At 66.3% G+C, this 21,899-nt stretch carries 16 protein-coding genes; 11 read left to right on the top strand and 5 right to left on the bottom strand.

Annotated elements, in window-relative coordinates:
- Positions 1–180 precede the first annotated feature (180 nt).
- Positions 181–552, top strand: a complete 372-nt coding sequence (locus ACQ4N9_RS21830) for a translation initiation factor Sui1 (protein WP_125465688.1) — start codon at positions 181–183, stop codon at positions 550–552.
- Between the two features lie 150 nt (positions 553–702).
- A complete protein-coding gene (gene speA, locus ACQ4N9_RS21825) occupies positions 703–2,616 on the top strand; it encodes an arginine decarboxylase (protein ID WP_125465687.1) in 1,914 nt (637 codons plus the stop codon).
- Positions 2,617–2,727: 111 nt separating this feature from the next.
- On the opposite strand, the gene ACQ4N9_RS21820 is transcribed toward speA, so the two are convergent.
- The gene (locus ACQ4N9_RS21820; protein WP_390966021.1) at positions 2,728–4,065 is read right to left on the bottom strand and encodes an MATE family efflux transporter; all 1,338 of its coding nucleotides are present in this window, start codon (positions 4,063–4,065) and stop codon (positions 2,728–2,730) included.
- A 264-nt stretch (positions 4,066–4,329) separates the two neighbouring features.
- On the opposite strand from ACQ4N9_RS21820, the gene ACQ4N9_RS21815 reads away from it, so the two are divergent.
- Complete coding sequence (locus tag ACQ4N9_RS21815) at positions 4,330–9,228, top strand: alpha-2-macroglobulin family protein (protein ID WP_390966023.1); 4,899 nt, start codon at positions 4,330–4,332, stop codon at positions 9,226–9,228.
- Between the two features lie 130 nt (positions 9,229–9,358).
- Here ACQ4N9_RS21815 and ACQ4N9_RS21810 read toward each other — a convergent pair whose 3' ends face one another.
- Complete coding sequence (locus ACQ4N9_RS21810) at positions 9,359–9,652, bottom strand: hypothetical protein (RefSeq protein ID WP_110735938.1); 294 nt, start codon at positions 9,650–9,652, stop codon at positions 9,359–9,361.
- Between the two features lie 68 nt (positions 9,653–9,720).
- Between ACQ4N9_RS21810 and pbpC the strand changes: the two genes are divergently transcribed.
- The 3 genes from pbpC (at position 9,721) to ACQ4N9_RS21795 (ending at position 14,580) form a co-directional block, all read left to right on the top strand.
- Positions 9,721–12,069, top strand: a complete 2,349-nt coding sequence (gene pbpC / locus ACQ4N9_RS21805; protein WP_390966025.1) for a peptidoglycan glycosyltransferase PbpC — start codon at positions 9,721–9,723, stop codon at positions 12,067–12,069.
- 108 nt (positions 12,070–12,177) lie between these two features.
- Positions 12,178–13,845 (top strand): ShlB/FhaC/HecB family hemolysin secretion/activation protein, encoded by a 1,668-nt coding sequence (locus tag ACQ4N9_RS21800; RefSeq protein WP_390966027.1) that lies wholly within the window; start codon positions 12,178–12,180, stop codon positions 13,843–13,845.
- 96 nt (positions 13,846–13,941) lie between these two features.
- Entirely contained in the window at positions 13,942–14,580 is a 639-nt protein-coding gene (locus ACQ4N9_RS21795) for a hypothetical protein (RefSeq protein ID WP_390966029.1), read from the top strand.
- Between the two features lie 24 nt (positions 14,581–14,604).
- Here the strand turns inward: ACQ4N9_RS21795 and ACQ4N9_RS21790 are convergent, their stop codons facing one another.
- The 3 genes from ACQ4N9_RS21790 to ACQ4N9_RS21780 form a co-directional block, all read right to left on the bottom strand.
- Complete coding sequence (locus ACQ4N9_RS21790; protein WP_390966031.1) at positions 14,605–15,252, bottom strand: RES family NAD+ phosphorylase; 648 nt, start codon at positions 15,250–15,252, stop codon at positions 14,605–14,607.
- 120 nt (positions 15,253–15,372) lie between these two features.
- Positions 15,373–15,780 carry a response regulator gene (locus tag ACQ4N9_RS21785; protein ID WP_390966033.1) on the bottom strand — a complete coding sequence of 136 codons (408 nt, stop codon included), beginning with the start codon at positions 15,778–15,780 and terminating at the stop codon, positions 15,373–15,375.
- A gap of 48 nt (positions 15,781–15,828) precedes the next feature.
- Positions 15,829–16,011, bottom strand: coding sequence for a Flp family type IVb pilin (locus ACQ4N9_RS21780; RefSeq protein WP_110992923.1), 183 nt, complete (start codon positions 16,009–16,011; stop codon positions 15,829–15,831).
- A gap of 287 nt (positions 16,012–16,298) precedes the next feature.
- Here ACQ4N9_RS21780 and cpaB point away from each other — a divergent pair, with 287 nt between their 5' ends.
- Genes cpaB through ACQ4N9_RS21755 form a run of 5 tightly spaced genes read left to right on the top strand, consistent with a single transcriptional unit; the run spans position 16,299 to position 21,897 of the window.
- A complete protein-coding gene (cpaB, locus tag ACQ4N9_RS21775; RefSeq protein ID WP_390966035.1) occupies positions 16,299–17,249 on the top strand; it encodes a Flp pilus assembly protein CpaB in 951 nt (316 codons plus the stop codon).
- Positions 17,250–17,268: 19 nt separating this feature from the next.
- Complete coding sequence (locus ACQ4N9_RS21770; protein ID WP_390966037.1) at positions 17,269–18,579, top strand: type II and III secretion system protein family protein; 1,311 nt, start codon at positions 17,269–17,271, stop codon at positions 18,577–18,579.
- Positions 18,576–19,766 carry a pilus assembly protein gene (locus tag ACQ4N9_RS21765; protein WP_390966039.1) on the top strand — a complete coding sequence of 397 codons (1,191 nt, stop codon included), beginning with the start codon at positions 18,576–18,578 and terminating at the stop codon, positions 19,764–19,766. Before ACQ4N9_RS21770 ends, ACQ4N9_RS21765 begins: the two co-directional genes overlap by 4 nt.
- Positions 19,763–21,019, top strand: a complete 1,257-nt coding sequence (locus tag ACQ4N9_RS21760; RefSeq protein WP_125465677.1) for a CpaF family protein — start codon at positions 19,763–19,765, stop codon at positions 21,017–21,019. The genes ACQ4N9_RS21765 and ACQ4N9_RS21760 overlap by 4 nt, the downstream gene beginning before the upstream one ends.
- Positions 21,016–21,897 (top strand): type II secretion system F family protein, encoded by an 882-nt coding sequence (locus tag ACQ4N9_RS21755; RefSeq protein ID WP_390966041.1) that lies wholly within the window; start codon positions 21,016–21,018, stop codon positions 21,895–21,897. The genes ACQ4N9_RS21760 and ACQ4N9_RS21755 overlap by 4 nt, the downstream gene beginning before the upstream one ends.
- Positions 21,898–21,899: the final 2 nt, after the last annotated feature.

Here is a 21,899-nt window from a genome sequence, read left to right as displayed (position 1 = left end):
CGCAAAACATTCGTAAATTGGCGCAATCCTGTACTTAGCAAGCGCCGGATTTATCGTTACACTGCGCGCCCTTTTCGGGCTGCCGCACAACCTTGCGGCAGTAGCGCCGCCCCTGCCAGAGTGGGGCTTCGCGGTCGGCTCCCGTCGGCCAGTTTTTGTCCTCAGCACAGAGGCACAAAAGTGACCAAGAAAGCTTCTTCCTTCGCCGCCCTTGGCGGTCTCGTTTACTCCACCGATGCCGGTCGGCACTGCCCTGACTGTGGCAAACCGGTGGACGCCTGCATCTGCAGCCAGCAGGTCATCCCCGAAGGCGACGGCATCGCCCGCGTGCGCCGCGAAAGCAAAGGCCGCGGCGGCAAGACCGTGACCACGATCAGCGGTGTGCCGCTGCCCCTGGACCAGCTCAAGGAGCTCGCCACCGCCCTCAAGCGCCGCTGTGGCACCGGCGGCGCGCTCAAGGACGGGGTCATCGAAATCCAGGGCGACCACGTCGAGCTGTTGCTCGGCGAACTGATCAAACAGGGTTTCAAGGCGAAAAAGTCCGGCGGCTGAGGCCGTCACGGGAATTTTGCCCAAGGCTTTCTAAACTCGGTTCTGTGCGCGCGGTCTACCTGCGGGCACGGACGAATCGTCATTTTCAGCTTCTACACTGCGCCCGCCCCTTGCGGGGCAGTGTCTTCGACTTATCCATAGGGGACTTGAATGTCCGTACGACGCACACGCAAAGACGATGGTAGCCAATGGACCGTGGCGGACAGCCGCAGTGTTTACGGCATCCGCCATTGGGGCGCGGGTTATTTCGCCATCAATGAAGCCGGGCGCGTCGAAGTGCGCCCCAACGGCCCGGGCAGCGCCCCGATCGACCTGTACGAACAAGTCGATGAACTGCGCCAGAGCGGCCTGTCGCTGCCGCTGCTGGTGCGCTTCCCGGACATCCTGCAAGACCGCGTGCGCCAGCTGACCGGCGCGTTCGACGCCAACATCGCGCGCCTGGAATACCAGAGCCAGTACACCGCGCTGTACCCGATCAAGGTCAACCAGCAGGAGGCGGTGGTCGAGAACATCATCGCCACGCAGAACGTCTCCATCGGCCTGGAAGCCGGCTCCAAGCCCGAGCTGCTGGCGGTGCTGGCGCTGGCCCCGAAAGGCGGCACCATCGTCTGCAATGGCTACAAGGACCGCGAGTTCATTCGCCTGGCACTGATGGGCCAGAAGCTCGGCCACAACGTGTTTATCGTGATCGAGAAGGAATCCGAGGTCGCCCTGGTGATCGAAGAGGCCGCCGAGCTCAAGGTGAAACCGCAGGTCGGCCTGCGCGTGCGCCTGTCGTCGCTGGCGTCGAGCAAGTGGGCCGACACCGGTGGCGAGAAGTCCAAGTTCGGCCTGTCCGCCGCCCAGTTGATTTCGGTGGTGCAGCGCTTCCGTGACGCCAAGCTGGACCAGGGCATCCGCCTGCTGCACTTCCACATGGGCTCGCAGATCGCCAACCTGGCCGACTACCAGCACGGCTTCAAGGAAGCGATCCGCTACTACGGCGAACTGCGCGCCCTGGGCCTGCCGGTCGATCACATCGACGTCGGCGGTGGCCTGGGCGTCGACTATGACGGCACCCACTCGCGCAACGCCAGCTCGATCAACTACGACATGGACGACTATGCCGGCGTGGTGGTCGGGATGCTCAAGGAGTTCTGCGACGCGCAGGGCCTGCCGCACCCGCATATCTTCTCCGAGAGCGGCCGTTCGCTGACCGCGCACCACGCCATGCTGGTGATCCAGGTGACCGACGTCGAGAGCCACAACGACGAAGTGCCGCGCATCGAGAACAAGGAAAGCCTGCCCGAGACCGTGCAGTGGCTGGCCGACCTGCTGGGCCCGACCGACATCGAGATGGTCACCGAGACCTACTGGCGCGCCACCCACTACATGGGTGACGTGGCTGCGCAGTACGCTGACGGCAAGCTGACCCTGGCCGAGAAAGCCCTGGCCGAGCAATGCTACTTCGCCGTGTGCCGCCGCCTGCACAACTCGCTCAAGGCCCGCCAGCGCTCGCACCGCCAGGTGCTCGACGAGCTGAACGACAAGCTGGCCGACAAGTACATCTGCAACTTCTCGGTGTTCCAGAGCCTGCCGGACACCTGGGCCATCGGCCAGGTGCTGCCGATCATCCCGCTGCACCGCCTGGACGAAGAGCCGCTGCGCCGCGCGGTACTGCAGGACCTGACCTGCGACTCCGACGGCAAGATCAACCAGTACGTCGACGAGCAGAGCATCGAGACCAGCATGCCGGTGCATGCGGTCAAGGAGGGCGAGGACTACCTGCTGGGCGTGTTCCTGGTGGGGGCCTACCAGGAAATCCTGGGCGACATGCACAACCTGTTCGGTGACACCGACTCGGTGAACATCTACCAGAATGCCGATGGCAGCGTGTACCACGCCGGTATCGAGACCCACGACACCATCGAGGACATGCTGCGCTACGTGCACCTGTCGCCGGAGGAGTTGATGACCCACTACCGCGACAAGGTGGCCAGCGCCAAGATCAGCGCCCGCGAGCGGACCCAGTTCCTGGATGCCTTGCGCCTGGGGCTGACCCGGTCTTCGTACCTGTCTTCTTGAGGTCTATTGGGGCTGCTTTGTAGCCCTTCGCGGGTAAACCCGCTCCCACGGTTGCGAGTCAGCCCTATGGGAGCGGGTTCACCCGCGAAGGGCCGCAAAGCGGCCCCGGCGTCACTGAATCCAAAGCCGCTTCTGCTGCATCCGCCACCCCACCCATCCCAGCGTCACCGCCCGCAGCGCCATGAACAACAAGAAGGCCAGCCATAAGCCATGGTTGCCCAACCCGCTCAACCCCAGCGCAAAGGGCAGGGCGATCAGCACTGACACCAGCATTGCATTGCGCATCTCCCGCGCCCGCGTGGCGCCGATGAACAACCCATCGAGCAAGTAACTCCACACCGCGATCAACGGCAGCAGCGCCAGATACGGCAGGTACGGATACGCCGCCTCACGCACGCTGGCGATATCGGTTTGCAGGTCGATGAACAAATGCCCGCCCAGCAGGAACAGCACGGCAAAGCCCAGGCTGACAATCAGCGACCAGCCGCAGGCCACCACCAGTGCACGGCGCAGGCTGTCGCGGTCGCGCGCGCCAATGGCATGGCCGCACAGGGCCTCCACCGCGTGGGCCAGGCCATCGAGCGCATAGGCGGTGAGCAAAAGGCCGTTGAGCAGCAGGGCATTGGCTGCCACCGTCGCCTCGCCCAGGCGCGCGCCCTGCAGGGTCAGCAGCAGGAACACCAGTTGCAGTGCCAGGCTGCGCAGGAAGATATCGCGGTTGACCGCCAGAAGCGGTCGCCAGGCCTGCCAGCGTTGCAGCGCGGCCCAGGCAATGTGCCCGGGGTAGGCGCGCAGCGCCGGGCGGGTGAGGGCCAGGCCCAGCAGCGCACCGCTCCATTCGGCGATTACCGAGGCCCGGGCCGAGCCGATCACGCCCCAGTCCAGGCCCAGCACGAACCACAGGTTCAGGGCGATGTTGAGCAGGTTGGTGGTCAGCAGGATCGCCAGCGGTGCCCGGGCGTTCTGGGTGCCGAGGAACCAGCCGACCAGGGCGTAGCTGGCCAGGGCTGCCGGCAGGCCGAACAAGCGAGTGTGGAAGAAGGCTTCGGTGGACGCGTGCAAGGCGGCGCTGGGCTGTATCGCCTGGAGCGCCAACTGGCTGAAGGGCAGGGCCAGCAGGCCGATCAGCACGGCGAACGCCAGTGCCAGCAATAGCCCTTGCACCAGCACCTGGCGCAGCGCAGCGCCGTCGGCACGGCCGGCGGCCTGGGCGGCGAAGCCGGTGGAACCCATGCGCAGGAAGCCCATCAGGCCGACCATGAAGGTGAACAGCGTGGCGCCGACGGCCACCGCGCCCAGCTGATGGGCGTGGGGCAGGTGGCCGATCACCGTGCTGTCGACCAGCGCCACCAGCGGCACCGAGATGTTGGACAGGATCATCGGCGCGGCCAGGCCCCAGACCTTGCGGTGGGTGGGGCGGTGGTGCCAGGCGGTGGACAGTTCAGACATGCGTGGGCCGGGAGTGCTTGGGGCCGCTTCGCGCCCATCGCTGGCAAGCCAGCTCCCACAGGGATCGGTGCATAACCTGTGGGAGCTGGCTTGCCAGCGATGGACGCGCAGCGGCCCCTTGAATGAAGGTCCGGCATTGTACCGGCCTGGCAACCAATCGGCGCGAACAGGGTCTCACTTGCCGCGCGCGGTCGGGTAACCCTGACCGCGTTGCGCTATAGTTGCCCCCCTCACGTACACGCTGCCAAAGAGTTCACCCTCAAAATGCTCAACAAAGGATTGTTGCTGGCCTGCGCGCTGGCCCTGCTCAGTGCCTGTGATTCCTCCACACCGGAGAAACCACCGGCGCCCGCCGAGAAACCCGCCGCTGCCGTCGAGCAACCAGCGGCCAAGCGCGAAGACCCGGCCGTGCTCGCCAAGCGCTACGCCGGCCGCGAGCTCAACGTGCTGGATGTCTCGGAAGTGCAGCTCGACGGTGCCAGTACTCTGTCGGTCAGCGTGTCCGCGCCGCTGGACGCCAACCAGGACTTCGCCGCCAAGCTGCACCTGGTCGACACCGTCAAGGGCAAGGTCGACGGCGCCTGGGAACTCTCCGACAACCAGATGGAGCTGCGCCTGCGCCACCTGGAACCGCAGCGCAAGATGGTCCTGACCATCGACAAGGGCCTGCTGGCGGTCAACGGCAATACGCTCGAGAGCGAATCAGTCAGCCGCTTCGAAACCCGCGACATGCAGCCCACCGTGGGCTTCGCCAGCCGTGGCTCGCTGTTGCCGACCCGCCTGGCCGAAGGCCTGCCGGTGATTGCCCTGAACGTGCCCAAGGTCGATGTCGAGTTCTTCCGGGTCAAACCCGAGATGCTCTCGACCTTCCTGGCCAACTGGGGCCGCAACAGCAGCCTGTACTACTACCAGTCCAAGGAAACCCTGGACATGGCCGAGCTGGTCTACGGCGGCCGCTTCGACCTCAACCCTGCGCGCAACACCCGCGAGACCGTGCTGCTGCCGATCGCCGGGATCAAGCCGTTGCAGGAGCCGGGGGTGTACCTGGCCGTGATGCGCGCCTCGGGCACCTACGACTATTCGCAGCCGGCGACCCTGTTCACCCTGAGCGACATAGGCGTTTCTGCCCACCGCTACCGCGACCGCCTGGACGTCTTCACCCAGGCCCTGGAAGGCGGCAAGGCACTCAAGGACGTGACCCTCGAACTGCACGACGACAAGGGCAAGCTGCTGGCGCAGGCCAAGACCGACGGCGACGGCCACGCGCAACTGCCGATCACCGCCAAGGCCGACACCCTGATCGCCACCCAGGGCGTGCACACCACCCTGCTGCGCCTGAACACCGCGGCCCTGGACCTGGCCGAATTCGACATCACCGGCCCTCAGGCCAACCCGCTGCAGTTCTTCATCTTCGGCCCGCGCGACCTGTATCGCCCAGGCGAAACGGTGTTGCTCAACGGCCTGTTGCGCGACCAGGACGGCAAGCCGGTCAAGGCCCAGCCGGTCAGCGTCGAAGTGCGTCGCCCGGATGAGCAGGTGAGCCGCAAGTTCGTCTGGGAGGCCGACCAGAACGGCCTGTTCCAGTACCAGCTGCAACTGGCCACGGAAGCACCGACCGGCCGCTGGCAACTGCTGCTGGACCTGGGCGGTGGCCGCAAACAGGTTTACGAATTCCTCGTCGAGGACTTCCTCCCCGAGCGCCTGGCACTGGAGCTCAAGGGCAGCAGCAAACCGCTGTCGCCCGAGCAGACCGCCACCATCCAGGTCAATGGCCGTTACCTCTACGGCGCCCCGGCGGCCGGCAACCGCCTCAGCGGCCAGGCCTACGTGCGCCCGCTGCGCGAAGCGGTGAAGGCGCTGCCGGGCTACCAGTTCGGTGCGGTCACCGAGACCGAGCTGAACCAGGACCTGGAGCTGGACGAAGTCACCCTCGACCAGGCCGGCAAGGCCCGTATCGATATCGAAAGCCGCTGGAGCGAAGCGCGTTCGCCGCTGCAACTGACCGTGCAGGCCAGCCTGCAGGAGTCCGGTGGCCGGCCGATCACCCGCCGCCTGGAACAGCCGATCTGGCCTGCCGAGCGCCTGCCGGGCCTGCGCGGCTTGTTCGACGGTGAAGAGACCGACGGCGACGGCCCGGTGGAGTTCGAGTTCCTGGTCGCCGACCAGAACGGCAACAAGCTGGCCGCCAACGACCTCAAGGTGCGCCTGATCCGTGAGCGCCGCGACTACTACTGGAACTACTCCCAGAGCGACGGCTGGAGCTACAACTACAACGAAAAATTCCTCACCCAGAACGAAGAGACCGTCAGCGTCAAGGCCGGCTCCACCGCCAAGCTGAACTTCCAGGTGGAGTGGGGCCCGTACCGCGTCGAGGTGGAAGACCCGCAGACCGGCCTGGTGTCGAGCGCGCGCTTCTGGGCGGGCTACCGCGCCCAGGACAACGCCGAAGGCGGCGCGGTGCGCCCCGACCAGGTGAAGATCGCCCTGGACAAGCCGGCCTTCAAGGAAGGTACCACCGCCAAGGTCACCGTCACCCCGCCGGCCGCAGGCTCCGGCTACCTGATGATCGAGTCCGCCGACGGCCCGTTGTGGTGGCAGGAAATCGACGTGCCGGCCGAAGGCAAGACCTTCGAGGTCGAGCTGGACAAGAAGTGGGCACGCCATGACTTGTACATCAGTGCCCTGGTGATTCGCCCGGGCGAGCGCAAGGCCAATGCCACGCCCAAGCGCGCCGTAGGCGTGTTGCACCTGCCGCTGGACCGCGCCGAGCGCAAGCTCGCGGTGAGCCTGCAGGCACCGGAGAAGATGCGCCCGAAACAGCCGCTGACCGTGAAGTTCAAGGCCGTCAACGCCGACGGCAGCGTGCCCAAGCAGGTGCATGTGCTGTTGTCCGCGGTGGACGTGGGCATCCTCAACATCACCGACTTCAAGACCCCCGACCCGTTCGCCAGCCTGTTCGGCCGCAAGGCCTACGGCGCCGACCAGCTGGACATCTACGGCCAGCTGATCGAAGCCGGCCAGGGCCGCCTGGCCAGCCTGGCGTTCGGTGGCGACGCGGCCATGGCCAAGGGTGGCAAGCGCCCCAACACCACGGTCACCATCGTTGCCCAGCAGAGCCTGCCGGTGACCCTGGATGAGAAAGGCGAAGGCCAGGCCACGGTCGACATCCCCGACTTCAACGGCGAACTGCGCCTGATGGCCCAGGCCTGGACCGAAGAGCACTTCGGCATGGCCGAAGGCAAGACGGTGGTGGCCGCGCCGCTGATTGCCGAGCTGTCGGCGCCGCGCTTCCTTGCCGGTGGCGACCGCACCAGCCTGGCGCTGGACCTGGCCAACCTGTCCGGCCGCGCCCAGCAACTTAACGTGCAGGTGATCGGCGAAGGCCAGTTGAACCTGCTGGGCGGGGCTCAGCAGAACGTCGCGCTCGGCGAAGGCCAGCGCACCACCTTGATGATCCCGGTGCAGGCCCAGGGCGGCCTCGGCCAGGGCAAGGTGCGGGTGCAGGTCAATGGCCTGCAACTGCCGGGCGAGCCGGCCAACGCCTTCGAACGCGAATGGACACTGGGCATCCGCCCGGCCTACCCGGCGATGCTCAAGCACTACCGCGTTGCCCTCAAGGACCAGCCGTGGAGCCTGCCGGGCAGCGACCTGGCCGAGTTCGAGCCGGCGGGCCTGGAGGCCACACTGGCCTTGTCGAGCCGCCCGCCGCTGAACCTGGCCGAGCAGATCCGCGCCCTGGAAGCCTACCCCTATGGCTGCCTGGAGCAGACCACCAGTGGCCTGTACCCCTCGCTGTACGCCGATGCCGATAGCCTCAAGCGCCTGGGCATCAAAGGCGAGCCGGCTGACGTGCGCAAGCGCAAGATCGAGATGGGCATCGAGCACCTGCTGGGCATGCAGCGCTACAACGGCAGCTTCGGCCTGTGGAGTTCGGACAGTGAGGAAGAGTACTGGCTGACCGCCTATGTCACCGACTTCCTGCTGCGCGCCCGCGAGCAAGGCTACGGGGTGCCGGCCGAAGTCCTGAAAAAGGCCAGCGAGCGCCTGCTGCGTTATGTGCAGGAGCGCAACCTGATCGAGGTCAACTACAGCCAGAACGCCGAACACACCCGTTTTGCCGTGCAGGCCTATGCCGCGCTGGTGCTGGCGCGCAGCCAGCAGGCGCCGCTGGGTGCCTTGCGCAGCCTGTTCGACCGCCGCAGCGATGCCCGCTCCGGCCTGCCGCTGGTGCAACTGGCGGTGGCGCTGGACAAGATGGGTGACAAGCCGCGTTCGCAGCAGGCATTGCAGGCGGGGCTGGCGGTCAGCCGCAGCCAGGGCTGGATGGCCGACTATGGCAGCGCGCTGCGTGACCAGGCGCTGATCCTCGCGCTGTTGCAGGAGAACAACCTTGCCGGTAACCAGGTCGACCAGCGCTTGTTCGCGCTGTCTGACGAGCTGGCGGCCAACCGCTGGCTGTCGACCCAGGAGCGCAACGCCCTGTTCCTCGCCGGCCGTGGCTTGCTGGGCAAGCCGGAGGGCAGCTGGAAGGCACGCCTGGACAGCGCCGGCGAGGTTCGCGAGTTCAGCAACAGCGATTCGGGCATGAAGCTCGAAGGCCCGCTGTTGGCCTCGCCACTGACAGTGCAGAACGAAGGCAGCGACACCCTGTACCAGCAGCTGACGCTGTCGGGCTACCCGCGCCAGGCCCCGCCCGCCAGCGGCAATGGCCTGGAAATCCGCCGCGAGTACCTGGGCATGAATGGCCAACCGCTGGATGTACGCAGCCTGCGCAGTGGCGACCTGGTGCTGGTGCACCTGGCGCTCAAGGCCCGGGACCACGTGCCGGATGCCCTGGTGGTCGACCTGCTGCCGGCGGGGCTGGAGCTTGAAAACCAGAACCTGGCGCAGAGCGCCGCCAGCCTGGACAACGCCAGCAGCGCGGTGAAGCAGTGGCGCGAGTCGATGCAGAACGCCAGCGTGGTGCACCAGGAGTACCGCGACGATCGCTACGTGGCGGCGCTCAAGCTCGACAGCTACGGCACCACCCACCTGCTGTACCTGGCGCGTGCGGTCACCCCGGGCAGCTACCGCATCCCGCCGCCGCAGGTGGAGTCGATGTACCGGCCGAACGTGCAGGCGGTTGGCGAGAGCCAGGGCGAGATGGTGGTGCGCGCCCGCTGATTGGCAGGGCCGTATCGGCCGCATCGCTGGCAAGCCAGCTCCCACAGGTTCGGCGCAGTCTTCGAGGCTCGCGCCAACCCTGTGGGAGCTGGCTTGCCAGCGATGGGGCGTTATGGGATCACTCAGTGAATCAATGCACCACCCAACTCAACACCCACAACCCCAGCAACGCCCAGATGATCCCGAGAATGATCGATGCCCGCATGAACGCGCGCACCGCCGAGTACAGCAGCATCAGGCCAACAATCAGGGCCAGGATGCTGACCAGCGAAGTGTCCATGCCCAGGGTGCGTGCCAGGCCATCGATGAAGTTGCCGCCGGCATTGGCCAGCAGGTTGAACAACCCGCTCAGGCCATCGACGATGAAACGGATCACCGACCCCAGTACCTGGCCCAGCCACTCGAAAAAACCTTCTACATGCATAGTTGCTTCCTGATGAACGAATCGGTGGTTCCAAGCCTTTGGCCATCACCCGGCCCGGTCGGTTCCCGATGCCAAGCTTAGCCCGCCCACGCCTGATGAGAGCCTTGCGGCGCGGCGCCGTTGGCCTGTTATTGGCCATCGCCCTGTTGTGGTTGGCCGACCGCATCTGGCCGCTGCCGATGCCGGGCGACGACCTGGCGCGGGTGGTGCTGGCCGAAGATGGTACACCGCTGTGGCGTTTCGCCGATGCCGATGGCGTGTGGCGTTATCCGGTCAGCCCGGACGAGGTTTCGCCGCTCTATCTGGAGGCCTTGCTCGGCTACGAGGACCGTTGGTTCTATCACCATCCGGGGGTCAACCCCATGGCCTTGGCCCGTGCCGCCTGGCTCAACCTGCGCGGCGGGCGCGTGGTGTCCGGCGGCAGCACCCTGTCGATGCAGGTGGCGCGCCTGCTCGACCCGCATGACCGCACCCTGCCGGGCAAGCTGCGCCAGCTGTGGCGCACGGCGCAGCTGGAGTGGCACCTGCCCAAACGCGAAATCCTGCAGATCTACCTCAACCGCGCGCCGTTCGGCGGCACCTTGCAGGGTGTGGCGGCTGCCAGTTGGGCTTACCTGGGCAAATCACCGAAACACCTGACGCCGGCCGAGGCCGCGTTGCTCGCGGTATTGCCGCAGGCACCGAGCCGCTTGCGCCCCGACCGCCATCCGCAGCGCGCCCAGCGTGCCCGCGACAAGGTGCTGCAGCGCCTGGCCGAGTACCAGGTGTGGCCGGCACAGCGCATTGCCGAGGCGCGTGAGGAGCCGTTGTTGCTGGCCCCGCGCCAGGAACCGGCACTGGCGCCGCTGCTGGCCCGGCGCCTGAACACGCCGAACAGCCCGCCGTTGATCCGCACCACCCTAGACGCCAGCCTGCAGCGGCGCCTGGAAGACCTGCTGCTGGGCTGGAGGGCGCGCCTGCCCGAGCGCACCTCGGCGGCGTTGCTGGTGGTGGAGACGCAGAGCATGGCGGTACGTGCCTACCTTGGCTCGATCGACATCGGCGACGAGCGCCGCTTCGGGCATGTCGACATGATCCATGCCCTGCGTTCGCCCGGCTCGACCCTTAAACCCTTCCTCTATGCCATGGCCATGGACGATGGCCTGATTCACTCCGAGTCGCTGCTGCAGGATGTGCCGCGGCGCTATGGCGATTACCGCCCTGGCAACTTCTCCATGGGCTTCAGTGGCCCGGTGTCGGCCAGCTCGGCACTGGCGCTGTCGCTCAACCTGCCGGCGGTGCAGTTGCTCGAAGCCTATGGGCCGAAACGCTTCGCCGCGCAGATGCGCATGGGCGGCGTGCCCTTGGTGTTGCCGCCCTTGGCCGAGCCGAACCTGTCGTTGATCCTCGGTGGTGCCGGTAGCCGGTTGGAAGACTTGGTCGGCGGCTACGCCGCCTTCGCCCGTGAAGGGCGCAGCGCGAAGATTCGCCTGCAACCGCAGGACCCGCTGCTGGAGCAGCGCCTGCTGTCACCGGGTTCGGCATGGATCACCCGGCGTATTCTCAGCGGCCTGGCACGCCCCGACCGCGACCCCCACGCCGAGCTGGTGCAGCGCCCGCAACTGGCCTGGAAAACCGGCACCAGTTATGGCTTTCGTGATGCCTGGTCGGTGGGTGTCGGCCCGCGCTACCTGATCGGCGTGTGGATCGGTCGCCCCGACGGCACGCCAGTACCGGGCCAGTTCGGCCTGGCCTCGGCAGCGCCGCTGATGCTGCAGGTACACGACCTGCTGAGCAACCGTGATGCCCAGCGCGGCATCCGCCTGCCGGTGGAGGCCGTGCCGGACTCGGTGGGCGTTGCCGCGATCTGCTGGCCGCTGGGCCAGCCGATGAACCGCCAGGACCCCAACTGCCGCCGCCAGCGCTTCGCCTGGACCCTCGACAACACCACGCCACCCACCTTGCAGGCCGCCGACCAGCCGCTGGGCCTGGGCTTGCGCGACACGGTATGGGTCAACGAGCAGGGGCTACGCGTCGATGCCGGTTGCCCGGGCGCCAGGGCCCGTGACATAGCCCTGTGGCCGGCGCCGCTGGAGCCTTGGCTGCCGCGAGTCGAACAGCGTGCGGCGCGGCTGCCGGCCGTGGACCCGAGCTGCCCGCCGCAGGTGGCGGCCAGCGCACCCCCGCTGTCGATCGTCGGTGTGCGCCCGGGCGACAACCTGCGCCGCCCGGCCACCAACAGCGAGCCGCTGCAGGTGCGGGTATCGGCGCTGGGCGGTGGCGGGCAGCGCTGGTGGTTCATGAATGGCCAGCCGTTGGGCGAAACCCGTGGGCAGGACAGCCTGCTGGTGCGTTTCGATCAGGTCGGGCGCATCGAGCTCAGTGCGCTGGACGAGAGCGGCGAAACCGCGCGGGTGGAGTTCCAGGTCAGCGAGTGATCCAGCGGGCCGTGGCCTGGTGGCTGATTGCAATCCCGGCACCTACGCTTGCTGTGGCGGGGGTGAGCAACGGGCACTCGCGTACCTTCGGGATCAGGGAGCGTCCGCATGCGTCCACTGCTGGTGATGTTACTGGTGTGCTGGGGCGGCCTGGTCCGCGCTGCCCCGCTGCCGGGCTTCCTCGACAGCAGCCAGATCGAAGCACAGCTGCCCGCGCCGAACCTGCCAGTGGATGCCTACCGCCCCGCTGCGCCTGTGCTGCAATTGCCCGCGCCGCGTGCGGTGCAGCAGCCAGCGCTATCGATGAGCACGCCGGTGCAGGTGCACAAGGTGCGTTTCGAAGGCGGCACCGTCTACCCCTTGAGCGACTTGCGCGAGCACTACCAGCCGTTGATCGGCCGGCAGGCCAGCCTGGGCGAACTGGTCGAGCTGACTGACCGACTGACCCAGCGCTATCAGCAGGACGGCTACCTGCTTTCGTACGCCTTCCTGCCGCCCCAGGACTTCAGCGAGGGGCGAGTGCGGGTGGTGCTGGTGGAAGGCTACATTGGCGATTACCAGGTCGAGGGCGACATCGGCCCGGCGCGCGGCTACCTGGCCCAGTTGCTGGACAAACTGGTGAGCGAGCGGCCACTGACCCAGGCCAGCCTGGAGCGCTATACCGGCCTGATCGGCCGCATCCCCGGTGTCACTGCCCAGGCGCAGGTCCTGGCGCCGGGCACTGCCGACGGGCGCGCCCGGATGGTTGTCCGGGCCTTGCGCAAACCGTTCACCGGCACTCTCCAGCTCAACGACGGCAGCCGCGATGACCTGCAGGCACTGCTGGGTGCCAGCAGCAACGCCCAGACCCGTTTCGCCGAGCAACTGAGCGCCAGCGTGCTGACGCCGCCGGGTGAGGACAAGGCGCACTACTATCGCCTGGACTACGCCCAGTTCGTCGACGCTGAGGGCTCGCAGTTGCTGTTGTCGGCCTCGCGCTATCGCAGTGATCCGCGCACGCGGATTCGCCTGGACAATGGCGATGACTTGCTCCAGCAGCGCGACAGTGAGCGCTATTCGGTTGGCCTGAGCCAACCGCTGATCGTCTCTGCCAACGAGTGGCTGGAGGCGGTGGGGCGTATCTACATGGTCAAGGACCGTACCGACTACCAGTGGCTTGGCGCGCCCCGGCAGATGGACAGCGAGACCAATGTCCGCGCGCTGTCGTTCGAGGTCGATTGGCGCAAGGCACAGGCTCGGCGCCTGCGCATTGTGAGTGGCGGGGTTTACCAGGGGCTGGACCATTTCGGTGCGCGCAGCAACGCCGGCCACGACCTGGATTTTCTGCGCTTGCGCCTGTCTGGGCTGCAGAGTGACAACTTCACCGACCATTGGCAGGGCGTGGTCTCGGCGGCGGGTTACTGGAGCAATGACAGCCTGCCCGACAGTGAGCGGGTGGTGTTCGGCGGGCAGAATTTCGGGCGTGGTTACCCCCGTGACCAGGCCTCCGGGGACAAGGGCTGGGGGCTGGCATACGAGCTCAATTACAGTTTCAGGGGTGAGGGCGATTGGCTTCGAGTGCTGCAGCCGTATGCCGTGCTGGATGTTGCGCGGGCCTGGTTCAACAGGCTGGAGGTGCAGTCGGCGCATATGTCCTCTGCTGCGCTCGGCATGCGCTTTGGTGATGGGCAGGGTTACAACATTGCCGTCGAGGTGGCCAAGCCGATGTCAGACATTGCGCTGGACAGTCTGAACCGGCGACCGAGGTTGAGCTTCAGTTTCAGCTATCCACTCTGAGACGAGGAGATGGGTTGACTGGTTGACAGGTTGACGGTGTGTTGGTGCCGCTATAGGCTGATCGGCACTGCTACCCATCACTGATGAGGCCATGCCATGAAAGTCGCCGAAGCCAGCCCCGCCCGTCTATCCCATGCCGCATCCGAGGCGACTAAAAATGCGCTGCTGGAAGGGTTCGAGCATTTTCTGGCGCAGTTGTCCCAACCCCAGTTGGCGGCATTGGCCGAGCGTGATGTCGAGCACGATTATTTCGAGGCCTTGCAGGCCATCTTGCCACGCCCTGAGCAACAGCCGCGCAGCCCGAAGGTGCGTAACCAGATTGCCTATGCCAAAGGTAAGGCACTGGCTTTCGAGCAGATCAGCAAGGGTTATGAACTGCTCGATTCGAAGACCGTCTGCGCGATTCTTGGCATTACCCGCCAGGCCTTGAACAAGCGGGTATTGCAAGGGCAGGTCCTGGCTTACAGCGAAGGGGCGCGCAAACACTATCCGGCTTTCCAGTTCGTCAACAACGCGGCATGCCCACAGGTGGCGGAACTGGTGAAGGCTGTGGCCGTCCAGCCACGAGATACAGCGCAGGTGAACCTGCTGCTCGGCTTCCTGCTCGGGAGCATGGACTATTCCAACCCAGGTCAGGCGCCCAACGAGCTCCCTCGCTACCACTTACTTGATGAACCCGGTGCATTCGCGGTCATCGTTCGCGACTTTGGTAATCGCTTGAGCATGGGCAAATAGCAGACCGGCCTTGTGGCCGGTTTGTTATTGCACGGCCACCTGCGTGCGCAAGAGCACTTCGCCGACGGTTTCATCTGTGCTCAATAGCAGATCATCCAACGCCCGGCAGCGCAGGGCTGCCAGCTGGTCGCCTCGCCCTTCGAACAGCACCAGGTTGCAGCCAGCAAGACTCGCGGTGATGGGATAGATCTGCGAAGGGTAGAGAATGCCGTCCACCTGCGCGGCATGGCGCATGACCACGCCGCTGAGCAGTTGGGTGTATAGATAGCCAACACTGCCCTGGCCCTTCGACGCCACGATCGCCTGCAAGGGGCTGCCAGCATTGCGGGCCAGTGCGCCAGCATCGACCACGACAAGCTCACGGGTGGCCTTCAACTCATGCAGGGCCAGCATCGCGATCTCGCTGCGCAGCACCGGGCTGGCGCTGCCCGCCAGGCCATGCTGGAGCGTTTCGGCCACCGCAACGATATCGCTCAAAGCCACATAGCAGACACCTATGGCCAACTGCGGGTCGCCGTAGCGGCTGTCCGAGTTGCGGTTGTAGTAGATCGGGTTTTTGAAGCCGCAGTGCTGTACGCGATAGACACGCGTGGCGCGGACAATCCGTCGAGTGGGCAGGCCATGTTTGGCAATGGCTGTTTCGATGCGCTGACGTAGGTCTTCGGCGGGCATTGGCGGTGGCAGTCCTCGATGGCATTGCTCCCGGCAAGGGGGCGGCCATTGTTGCAGGGCTGTCCAATGGTTGTCGCTTGTGTAGCCGTGACAGGATGTACCTCGCGCGCAGGCCCGCCGCTAGTTCACCGCATGCAGCAGTGGCTTGGGAAACAGGTTCTCCAGCGTCTCCAGCAGGCGCGCGTGGTAGATCGGCTTGCGGAACAGGTCCAGCACCTGCAGGCGCAGCAGATCGCTGCAGTCGTCCATGTCAGCGTGCCCGGACATGACGATCACGGGCAGGTGCTGGCGGGCGGTATGGTCGCGCAGGCGCTTGATCAGGCCGATGCCGCTCTCTTCAGGCATGCGCAGGTCGGTGATCACCAGGGCGACATCCGGGTGGCGGGTGAGCAGTTGCAGCGCCGTCCTCACCGAGACGGCGGTATGGCAGCAGAAACCCTGGTTTTCCAGCAGTTCGGCCAGCTCCAGCAGGGCCTCCTCCTCGTCATCGACCAGCAGGATCTGTTGACGCAAGGAAGAGGTCGGCATGGTCGGCTCCCGAAGGTCTGGATCAATCGGCATGCACGCAGCGCTAGGTTACTGGGTGATCGCGGTCTGGATGGTGGTCATGATGGCTTTCACCTCGCCCGAGATGGGGGTGACGAACCCGGCCAGCACGACCGCGACCATGGCCGCGATCACCGCGTATTCGATACCGGAGGCGCCGTCCTTGCGCTGAAGGAAGTTCTTGCAGTGGAGGATGATCAGGTGGAGCAGCATGGCAGATCTCCTTGCGCACGGTCGGCGCCGGTCACGGGGCTTGAAATGTGACACCCCTTTGCCATCACAGGATTGCCAAGCCGTGGCAGCCTGCAAATGTAACAAAGCATTAGTTCTAAAGTATTAGCTTTAATCAGCGAGGCTAAGTTCCTGTTTTCTTTATGCGTCAATTTCATGGCTTAAAAAACGTAGCCGGACAAATGGCGATTCGACAGGGCTGCGCTAACTTGCAATAGCGAAATAGTTACTTTTTGCCAGCATTGGTCCCCGGCGCAGGGAGTGCGGAAATGAGCAGTCGCTTGACCATGGTCCTTGCTGGCCTGTTTCTGTTGGCTGCCTTGCTGGCCGGCTATTGGGGCCTGCGCCTCAGCCGCCCGGCGCAAACCGCGCCAACGCCTGTCGCTGCCGCCCCCGCCGAGGCGTCGGCCCCCGCCGTTGCCCCGGCTCCCGTACAACCCCCGGAACCGCCACGCACCCCCATCCTGGTGCTGCGCAGGGCGGTGCCGGCCAATACCCCGTTGACCGCTGACGACCTGCTGGTCGAGCGCTTGCAGGTAGTGCCCGCCGGGGCTTTCCAGCAGCCTGAACAGGTGCTGGGGCGCAGCAGTTCGCGGCCGCTGGAGGCCGGCAGTTGGCTCGACGAGTCGAGCTTCCAGGCGGGCGGCCCGCTGGCGCGGATGATCCGCAGCCACGAGCGCGCGGTGGCGGTGGCGGTGGACGATGTGGTGGGCGCAGCCGGGCAACTGCGGCCCGGCGACTATGTCGATGTGCTGCTGTTCCTGCGCGAAGAGACCAACAACCCGCAATCCTCCGCCCAGGTGGTGCTGCCGGCCCTGCGTGTGCTCAGCGTCGACCAGCAGACGGGCCTGGCCAATGACGGTCGCCCGGCGCAGACCGCCGAAGAGCAGAAGGCCCGCCGTGACCAGCAGATGATGGGTGGCACCGTTACCCGCACCGTGGGCTTGGCCGTGCCCCAGGCCCTGGCCAGCCGCCTGATGCTGGCCGCCCAGGCCGGCACCCTGCGCCTGGCAGTGCGCAGCGCCGACGAACAGTTGCTGGCGCGTTACTGGTCCGGCCAGGACGCAGGCGCTCAAGTGGACGCCGCCAACCGAGAACTCTACCGCTTCAGCCAGCTGTCCCAGGTGCCGCTGGCCGGCCCGGCCGCGGTTGCGGCAGTGCCCACCATGCAGATCATTCGTGGCGCTGCCCAGGCCGCCGACACGAACAACACCCCCTGACCCGGCAAGGATGCATTTCATGCGTAGTTCTTTGCGTAGTTCCTGGCGTTGCACGCCGCGTCGCCCCGCGCAGCGGCCCTGGCTGTGGTGTCTCGCCCTGTCGTTGGTGATGCCGGTAGCGCAAGCGGCGGGCAAGGGGTGCGCAGCATTCGACCAATTGCCTTCGGTGATCGAGATGGACCAGGGCCTGCAGCAGGAGCTGCGCCTGCCGGTGGCCATCATCCGCGCCGCGGTGGGTGACCCCAAGGTGGCCGATGTGCAACCCAGCGGCGAACGCGCCGTGCTGCTGACCTCGGTGGGGCAGGGCAATACCAGCGTGATGCTGTGGACAGACTGCGCCCCGCGACCGCACCGGGCCATGCTGTTCGTCAAGGGCCGGGCCAGCGCGGACATGGCCGAGGTGACGCAACCCTTGGCCGGGCAGGACGCCCTGCCGATCCAGGTGCAGGCCGATATCCGTTTCGTCGAGGTGCGCCGGCAAAAATACAAGGAAGCCGGCGCCAGGCTGTTCTTCAAAGGCTCCAACAACAGCCTGTTCGGCTCGCCCAACACGGTGCCCAACACCTTTGTGCGCCCCGACTACGTGCCGGGCATCCAGACCGGAACCAACCCGGTGACCTACGCCGATGTGCGGCCGGGCATCCCGCTCGACAACAACGTCTTCAACATTGTCTGGGGCGGCGGCAGCAGCCGTTTCCTGGCAATGATCAACGCCCTTGAGAACAGCGGTTTCGCCTACACCCTGGCGCGGCCCAGCCTGACCGTGCTCAGCGGCCTGACCGCAAGCTTCCTGGCCGGTGGCGAGGTGCCCATCCCGGTGCCCAGCAGCGGTAGCGACAACGTCTCGATCGAGTACAAGGAATTTGGCGTGCGCCTGGCCTTGACCCCCACGGTGGTCAGCCGCAACCGCATCACCCTCAAGGTGGCCCCCGAGGTCAGCGAGCTGGACTACAGCAACGCGGTGACCATCGCCGGCACCCAGGTGCCGGCCCTGAGCGTGCGGCGCACCGACACCAGCATTTCCCTGGCCGATGGCGAGAGTTTCATCATCAGCGGGCTGGTCAGCAGCAACGTGCGCTCGTCCGTGGACAAGCTGCCGGGGTTGGGCAACCTGCCGATCATCGGCGCGTTCTTCCGCCAATCGGCGCTCAACCGTGAAGAGACCGAACTGCTGATGATCGTGACCCCGCACCTGGTCCAGCCGCTGGCCGCCGACGCGCGCCTGCCGGAGCTGCCCGGCGAGGCGCTGCGTACCTACGACCCCAGTTGGGGTCGCCTGTTCTTTATGGAAAACGGCAGCTTCGAAGGCCAAGGCGGGTTGTCCCGATGAACGAAAGCCACAACCAGACTTACCTGGCCCTGACCCGCAACCAGGACGACCTGCACTGGCTGCAGGGCGCTCTGGCGCCGTTGGGGCAGGTGATCGGTGCCAATGGCCCGAGCCTCGACGAGTTGCTCGCGCTGGTCGACATGACCTTCAGCAACCTGGTGTTCATCGGCCTCGACCGCGAGCAACTGATCGCCCAGTGCGCGCTGATCGAAGGGGTACTGGAGGCCAAGCCGATGCTGGCCATCGTCGCGCTTGGCGATGGCATGGACAACCAGTTGGTACTGCATGCCATGCGCGCTGGCGCCCGCGACTTCGTCGCCTATGGCTCGCGTGCCAGCGAGGTGGCCGGGCTGGTACGGCGCCTGGGCAAACGCCTGCCGACCGTGGCCAGCAACCCCAGCCTGGGTGGGCTCAGCGTGCTCTACGGTGCCCAGCGCGGGGCCGACGGTGCGCTGTTGACCACCCACCTGGCGCGGGTGGTGCAGGACAGCGGCCAGCAGACCCTGCTGCTCGACCTGGGCCTGCCCCGTGGCGACAGCCTGGCGCTGTTGGGGCTGGAGGCGTCGTTCCACTTCGGCGATGCCTTGCGCCACCTGCGCCGGCTCGACGCCACGCTGATCGACAGCGCCTTCACCCGCGACAAAGGCGGCCTGCGCATTCTCGCCTACGCCGCCAGCGACGAGGCGTTGGAGCAGACCAGTGCCGCCGAGCTGTACATGCTGCTCAGTGCCTTGCGCCAGCATTTCCAGCACATCGTGCTGAACCTCACCGGGCAGGCCGACAGCGAAGCGTTGCGCACCCTGGTCAGCCATTGCGACAAGCTGATCCTGTACACCGACCAGAACATCCTCGATTGCCGGCGCAACCTGGAGCTGCTCGAGCAGTGGCGTGATCGCGGCATCAAGCTCGACCATGCCAGCCTGCTGGTCGACCGCTTCATGCGCCATGTAGCGCCGGATGCCGAGGCCCTGGCCAAGCGCTATGGCTTGAAGCTGCTCAAGGTCATGCCCTACAGCCCGGAGCTGCGCCTGAATGCCAAGAACCAGGGCCTGAGCCTGTTCGAGCTGGCCCCACGCGAAGCGCTGAGCCAGGCACTGCGCGAACTCGGCGAGCGCCTGGCGCGGCGCTCGGAAAACCTGGCGCCCCCCACCCATACCTGGCTGCGCCGCCTGTGGAGCAACCGATGAGCAGCGAAGAACCCTTTGGTGGGCCGCGGCAGGCGGCAAACGACCCGCAGGTGCTTAAGCGGGCCCTGCACCGGCATGTCATCGATGCCATCGAGGACACTGGCCGCAACCTGCTCGAAGGCGCGCGCCCGGCCCTGGCGCAGTTCGTCCTGGAGCAGGTGGGCGACTATGTGGCGCGCCTGCGCCTGGCCCTGTCGCGTTACGAGATGGAGCGCCTGGCCGAAGAGATCGTCGACGAGCTGACCGGCTATGGTCCGCTGGAAGTGCTGCTGCGCGACCCGAGTGTCACCGAGATCCTGGTCAATGGCCCGTACCGGGTATTCGTCGAACGGGGCGGGCTGCTGCAGCACACCGACTTGCGTTTTATCGACGCACACCATGTGCAACGGGTGATGCAGCGCATCCTGGCGCCCTTGGGGCGGCGCCTGGACGAGTCGTCGCCGATGGTCGATGCGCGCATGCCCGATGGCAGCCGGGTCAATGCGATCATCCCGCCGGTGGCGCTGGACGGGCCGTGCCTGTCGATCCGCAAGTTCCGCCAGGACATGCTCAAGAGTGCCGACCTGCTGGCCACCCGGGCCATCGACCAGGCGATCTACGATTTCCTCGAACGTGCCGTGGGCCGGCGCTGCAACATCCTCGTCAGTGGCGGCACCGGCACCGGCAAGACCACCTTGCTCAATATCCTCAGCCAGATGATCGCGCCCCAGGAGCGGCTGGTGACCATCGAGGATGTCGCCGAGCTGCAACTGCACCACCCGCACGTGGTGCGCCTGGAAACCCGTCCGCCCAACGCCGAAGGCCATGGCGAGATCAAGGCCAGCGAGTTGATCCGCAACGCCCTGCGCATGCGCCCCGACCGCATCATCCTCGGCGAGATCCGTGGCGCCGAAGTGGTCGATGTGATGACGGCGATGAACACCGGCCACGATGGCTCAATGAGCACCGTGCACGCCAACAGTGCGCAGGATGCCCTGCTGCGCCTGGAAACCCTGGTCGGCCTGACGGGCCGCCAGGTGGCCGAGAAGACCCTGCGCCAGATGATCTGCGCGGCGCTGGATGTGGTGATCCAGCTGACCCGCCTGGCCGATGGTCGCCGTTGTGTGAGCGAAGTGCTGGAGGTGGTCGGCGTGCGTGACGACGTGTACGTCACCAATACCTTGTTCCGCCTCGACCGGCGCGGCGGCGATGTGTTCCTTAGCGAGGCGCCGCACCCGGCAGGGGCCAAGCTGCGCCACGAGGGCCTGCTGTGATCGGCCCGCTGCTGCTGGCATTGGCGCCGCTGTGCCTGGGCATGGCGTTGCTGCTGTGGCGTGTGGCCCTGCACAAGCGTGGTGAGGAGCGCATCCTGCAGCGCCTGGGCCGGGCCTACCGCGCAGTGCGCGGCGCCAGTGCCAGGCGTGACTGGCTCGACCCGCTGTTGCAGCGGGCCGGCCTGACGCCGGGCGAGCGCAGCTTGCACTACGGGTTGCTGGCCTGGCTGGGCCTGGTGCTGGTCGCCGGCCTGGCCGCAGGCTGGGTGGCGGCAGTGCTGATGCTGCTCGGCCTGCCTTTGCTTGGCCATGGCTACCTCAGTTGGCGCTGCCGCCGACGGGTGCGGCAGATCGTCGAGCAACTGCCTGGGCTGCTGGACTACAGCGTGCGCAGCCTCAAAGCCGGGCGTACCTTGAACGACGCGGTGCTCGGGGGGATCGACGGCACGCGCGAGCCACTGCATTCGGCGATGCTGCGGGTGCGGCGCAACGTGCGCATGGGGGTGCCGCTGGAGGATGCGGTCAGTGAACTGGCCGAGTTGTACCGCCAGGACGAGCTGCGCCTGTTTGCCCTGGGCCTGCGCATCAACCAGCGTCATGGCGGCAATGCCAGCGAATTGATGGAGAACCTGATCAAGCTGATCCGCGAGCACGAGCAGGGCGACCGCCAGTTGCGCGCGATGACCGGCGAAACGCGCATCACTGCGTGGATTTTGGGGGCGTTGCCGTTGGGCATGGTCGGTTATTTCCTGCTCGCCAACCCCGGTTACCTGCTGGGCATGTGGCGCGACAGCCATGGGCAGACGATGTTGCTGCTGGCCTTCGCCCTCCAGGCCATCGGTTGCCTGGTGCTGTGGCGCATGATGAGGCGCCTGTGAAC

It is taken from the genome of Pseudomonas sp. ES1, from assembly GCF_050586605.1.
Taxonomy (GTDB): Bacteria; Pseudomonadota; Gammaproteobacteria; order Pseudomonadales; family Pseudomonadaceae; genus Aquipseudomonas; species Aquipseudomonas sichuanensis.
Note: the sequence above shows the minus strand (reverse complement) of the source record. Positions and strands in the feature narration are given on the sequence as shown.

Coding starts and splice junctions, on each gene's coding strand:
- speA (WP_125465687.1), top strand. CDS start 703: ATGTCCGTACGACGCACACGCAAAGACGATGGTAGCCAATGGACCGTG.
- ACQ4N9_RS21820 (WP_390966021.1), bottom strand. CDS start 4,065: ATGTCTGAACTGTCCACCGCCTGGCACCACCGCCCCACCCACCGCAAG.
- ACQ4N9_RS21815 (WP_390966023.1), top strand. CDS start 4,330: ATGCTCAACAAAGGATTGTTGCTGGCCTGCGCGCTGGCCCTGCTCAGT.
- ACQ4N9_RS21810 (WP_110735938.1), bottom strand. CDS start 9,652: ATGCATGTAGAAGGTTTTTTCGAGTGGCTGGGCCAGGTACTGGGGTCG.
- pbpC (WP_390966025.1), top strand. CDS start 9,721: ATGCCAAGCTTAGCCCGCCCACGCCTGATGAGAGCCTTGCGGCGCGGC.
- ACQ4N9_RS21800 (WP_390966027.1), top strand. CDS start 12,178: ATGCGTCCACTGCTGGTGATGTTACTGGTGTGCTGGGGCGGCCTGGTC.
- ACQ4N9_RS21795 (WP_390966029.1), top strand. CDS start 13,942: ATGAAAGTCGCCGAAGCCAGCCCCGCCCGTCTATCCCATGCCGCATCC.
- ACQ4N9_RS21790 (WP_390966031.1), bottom strand. CDS start 15,252: ATGCCCGCCGAAGACCTACGTCAGCGCATCGAAACAGCCATTGCCAAA.
- ACQ4N9_RS21785 (WP_390966033.1), bottom strand. CDS start 15,780: ATGCCGACCTCTTCCTTGCGTCAACAGATCCTGCTGGTCGATGACGAG.
- ACQ4N9_RS21780 (WP_110992923.1), bottom strand. CDS start 16,011: ATGCTGCTCCACCTGATCATCCTCCACTGCAAGAACTTCCTTCAGCGC.
- cpaB (WP_390966035.1), top strand. CDS start 16,299: ATGAGCAGTCGCTTGACCATGGTCCTTGCTGGCCTGTTTCTGTTGGCT.
- ACQ4N9_RS21770 (WP_390966037.1), top strand. CDS start 17,269: ATGCGTAGTTCTTTGCGTAGTTCCTGGCGTTGCACGCCGCGTCGCCCC.
- ACQ4N9_RS21765 (WP_390966039.1), top strand. CDS start 18,576: ATGAACGAAAGCCACAACCAGACTTACCTGGCCCTGACCCGCAACCAG.
- ACQ4N9_RS21760 (WP_125465677.1), top strand. CDS start 19,763: ATGAGCAGCGAAGAACCCTTTGGTGGGCCGCGGCAGGCGGCAAACGAC.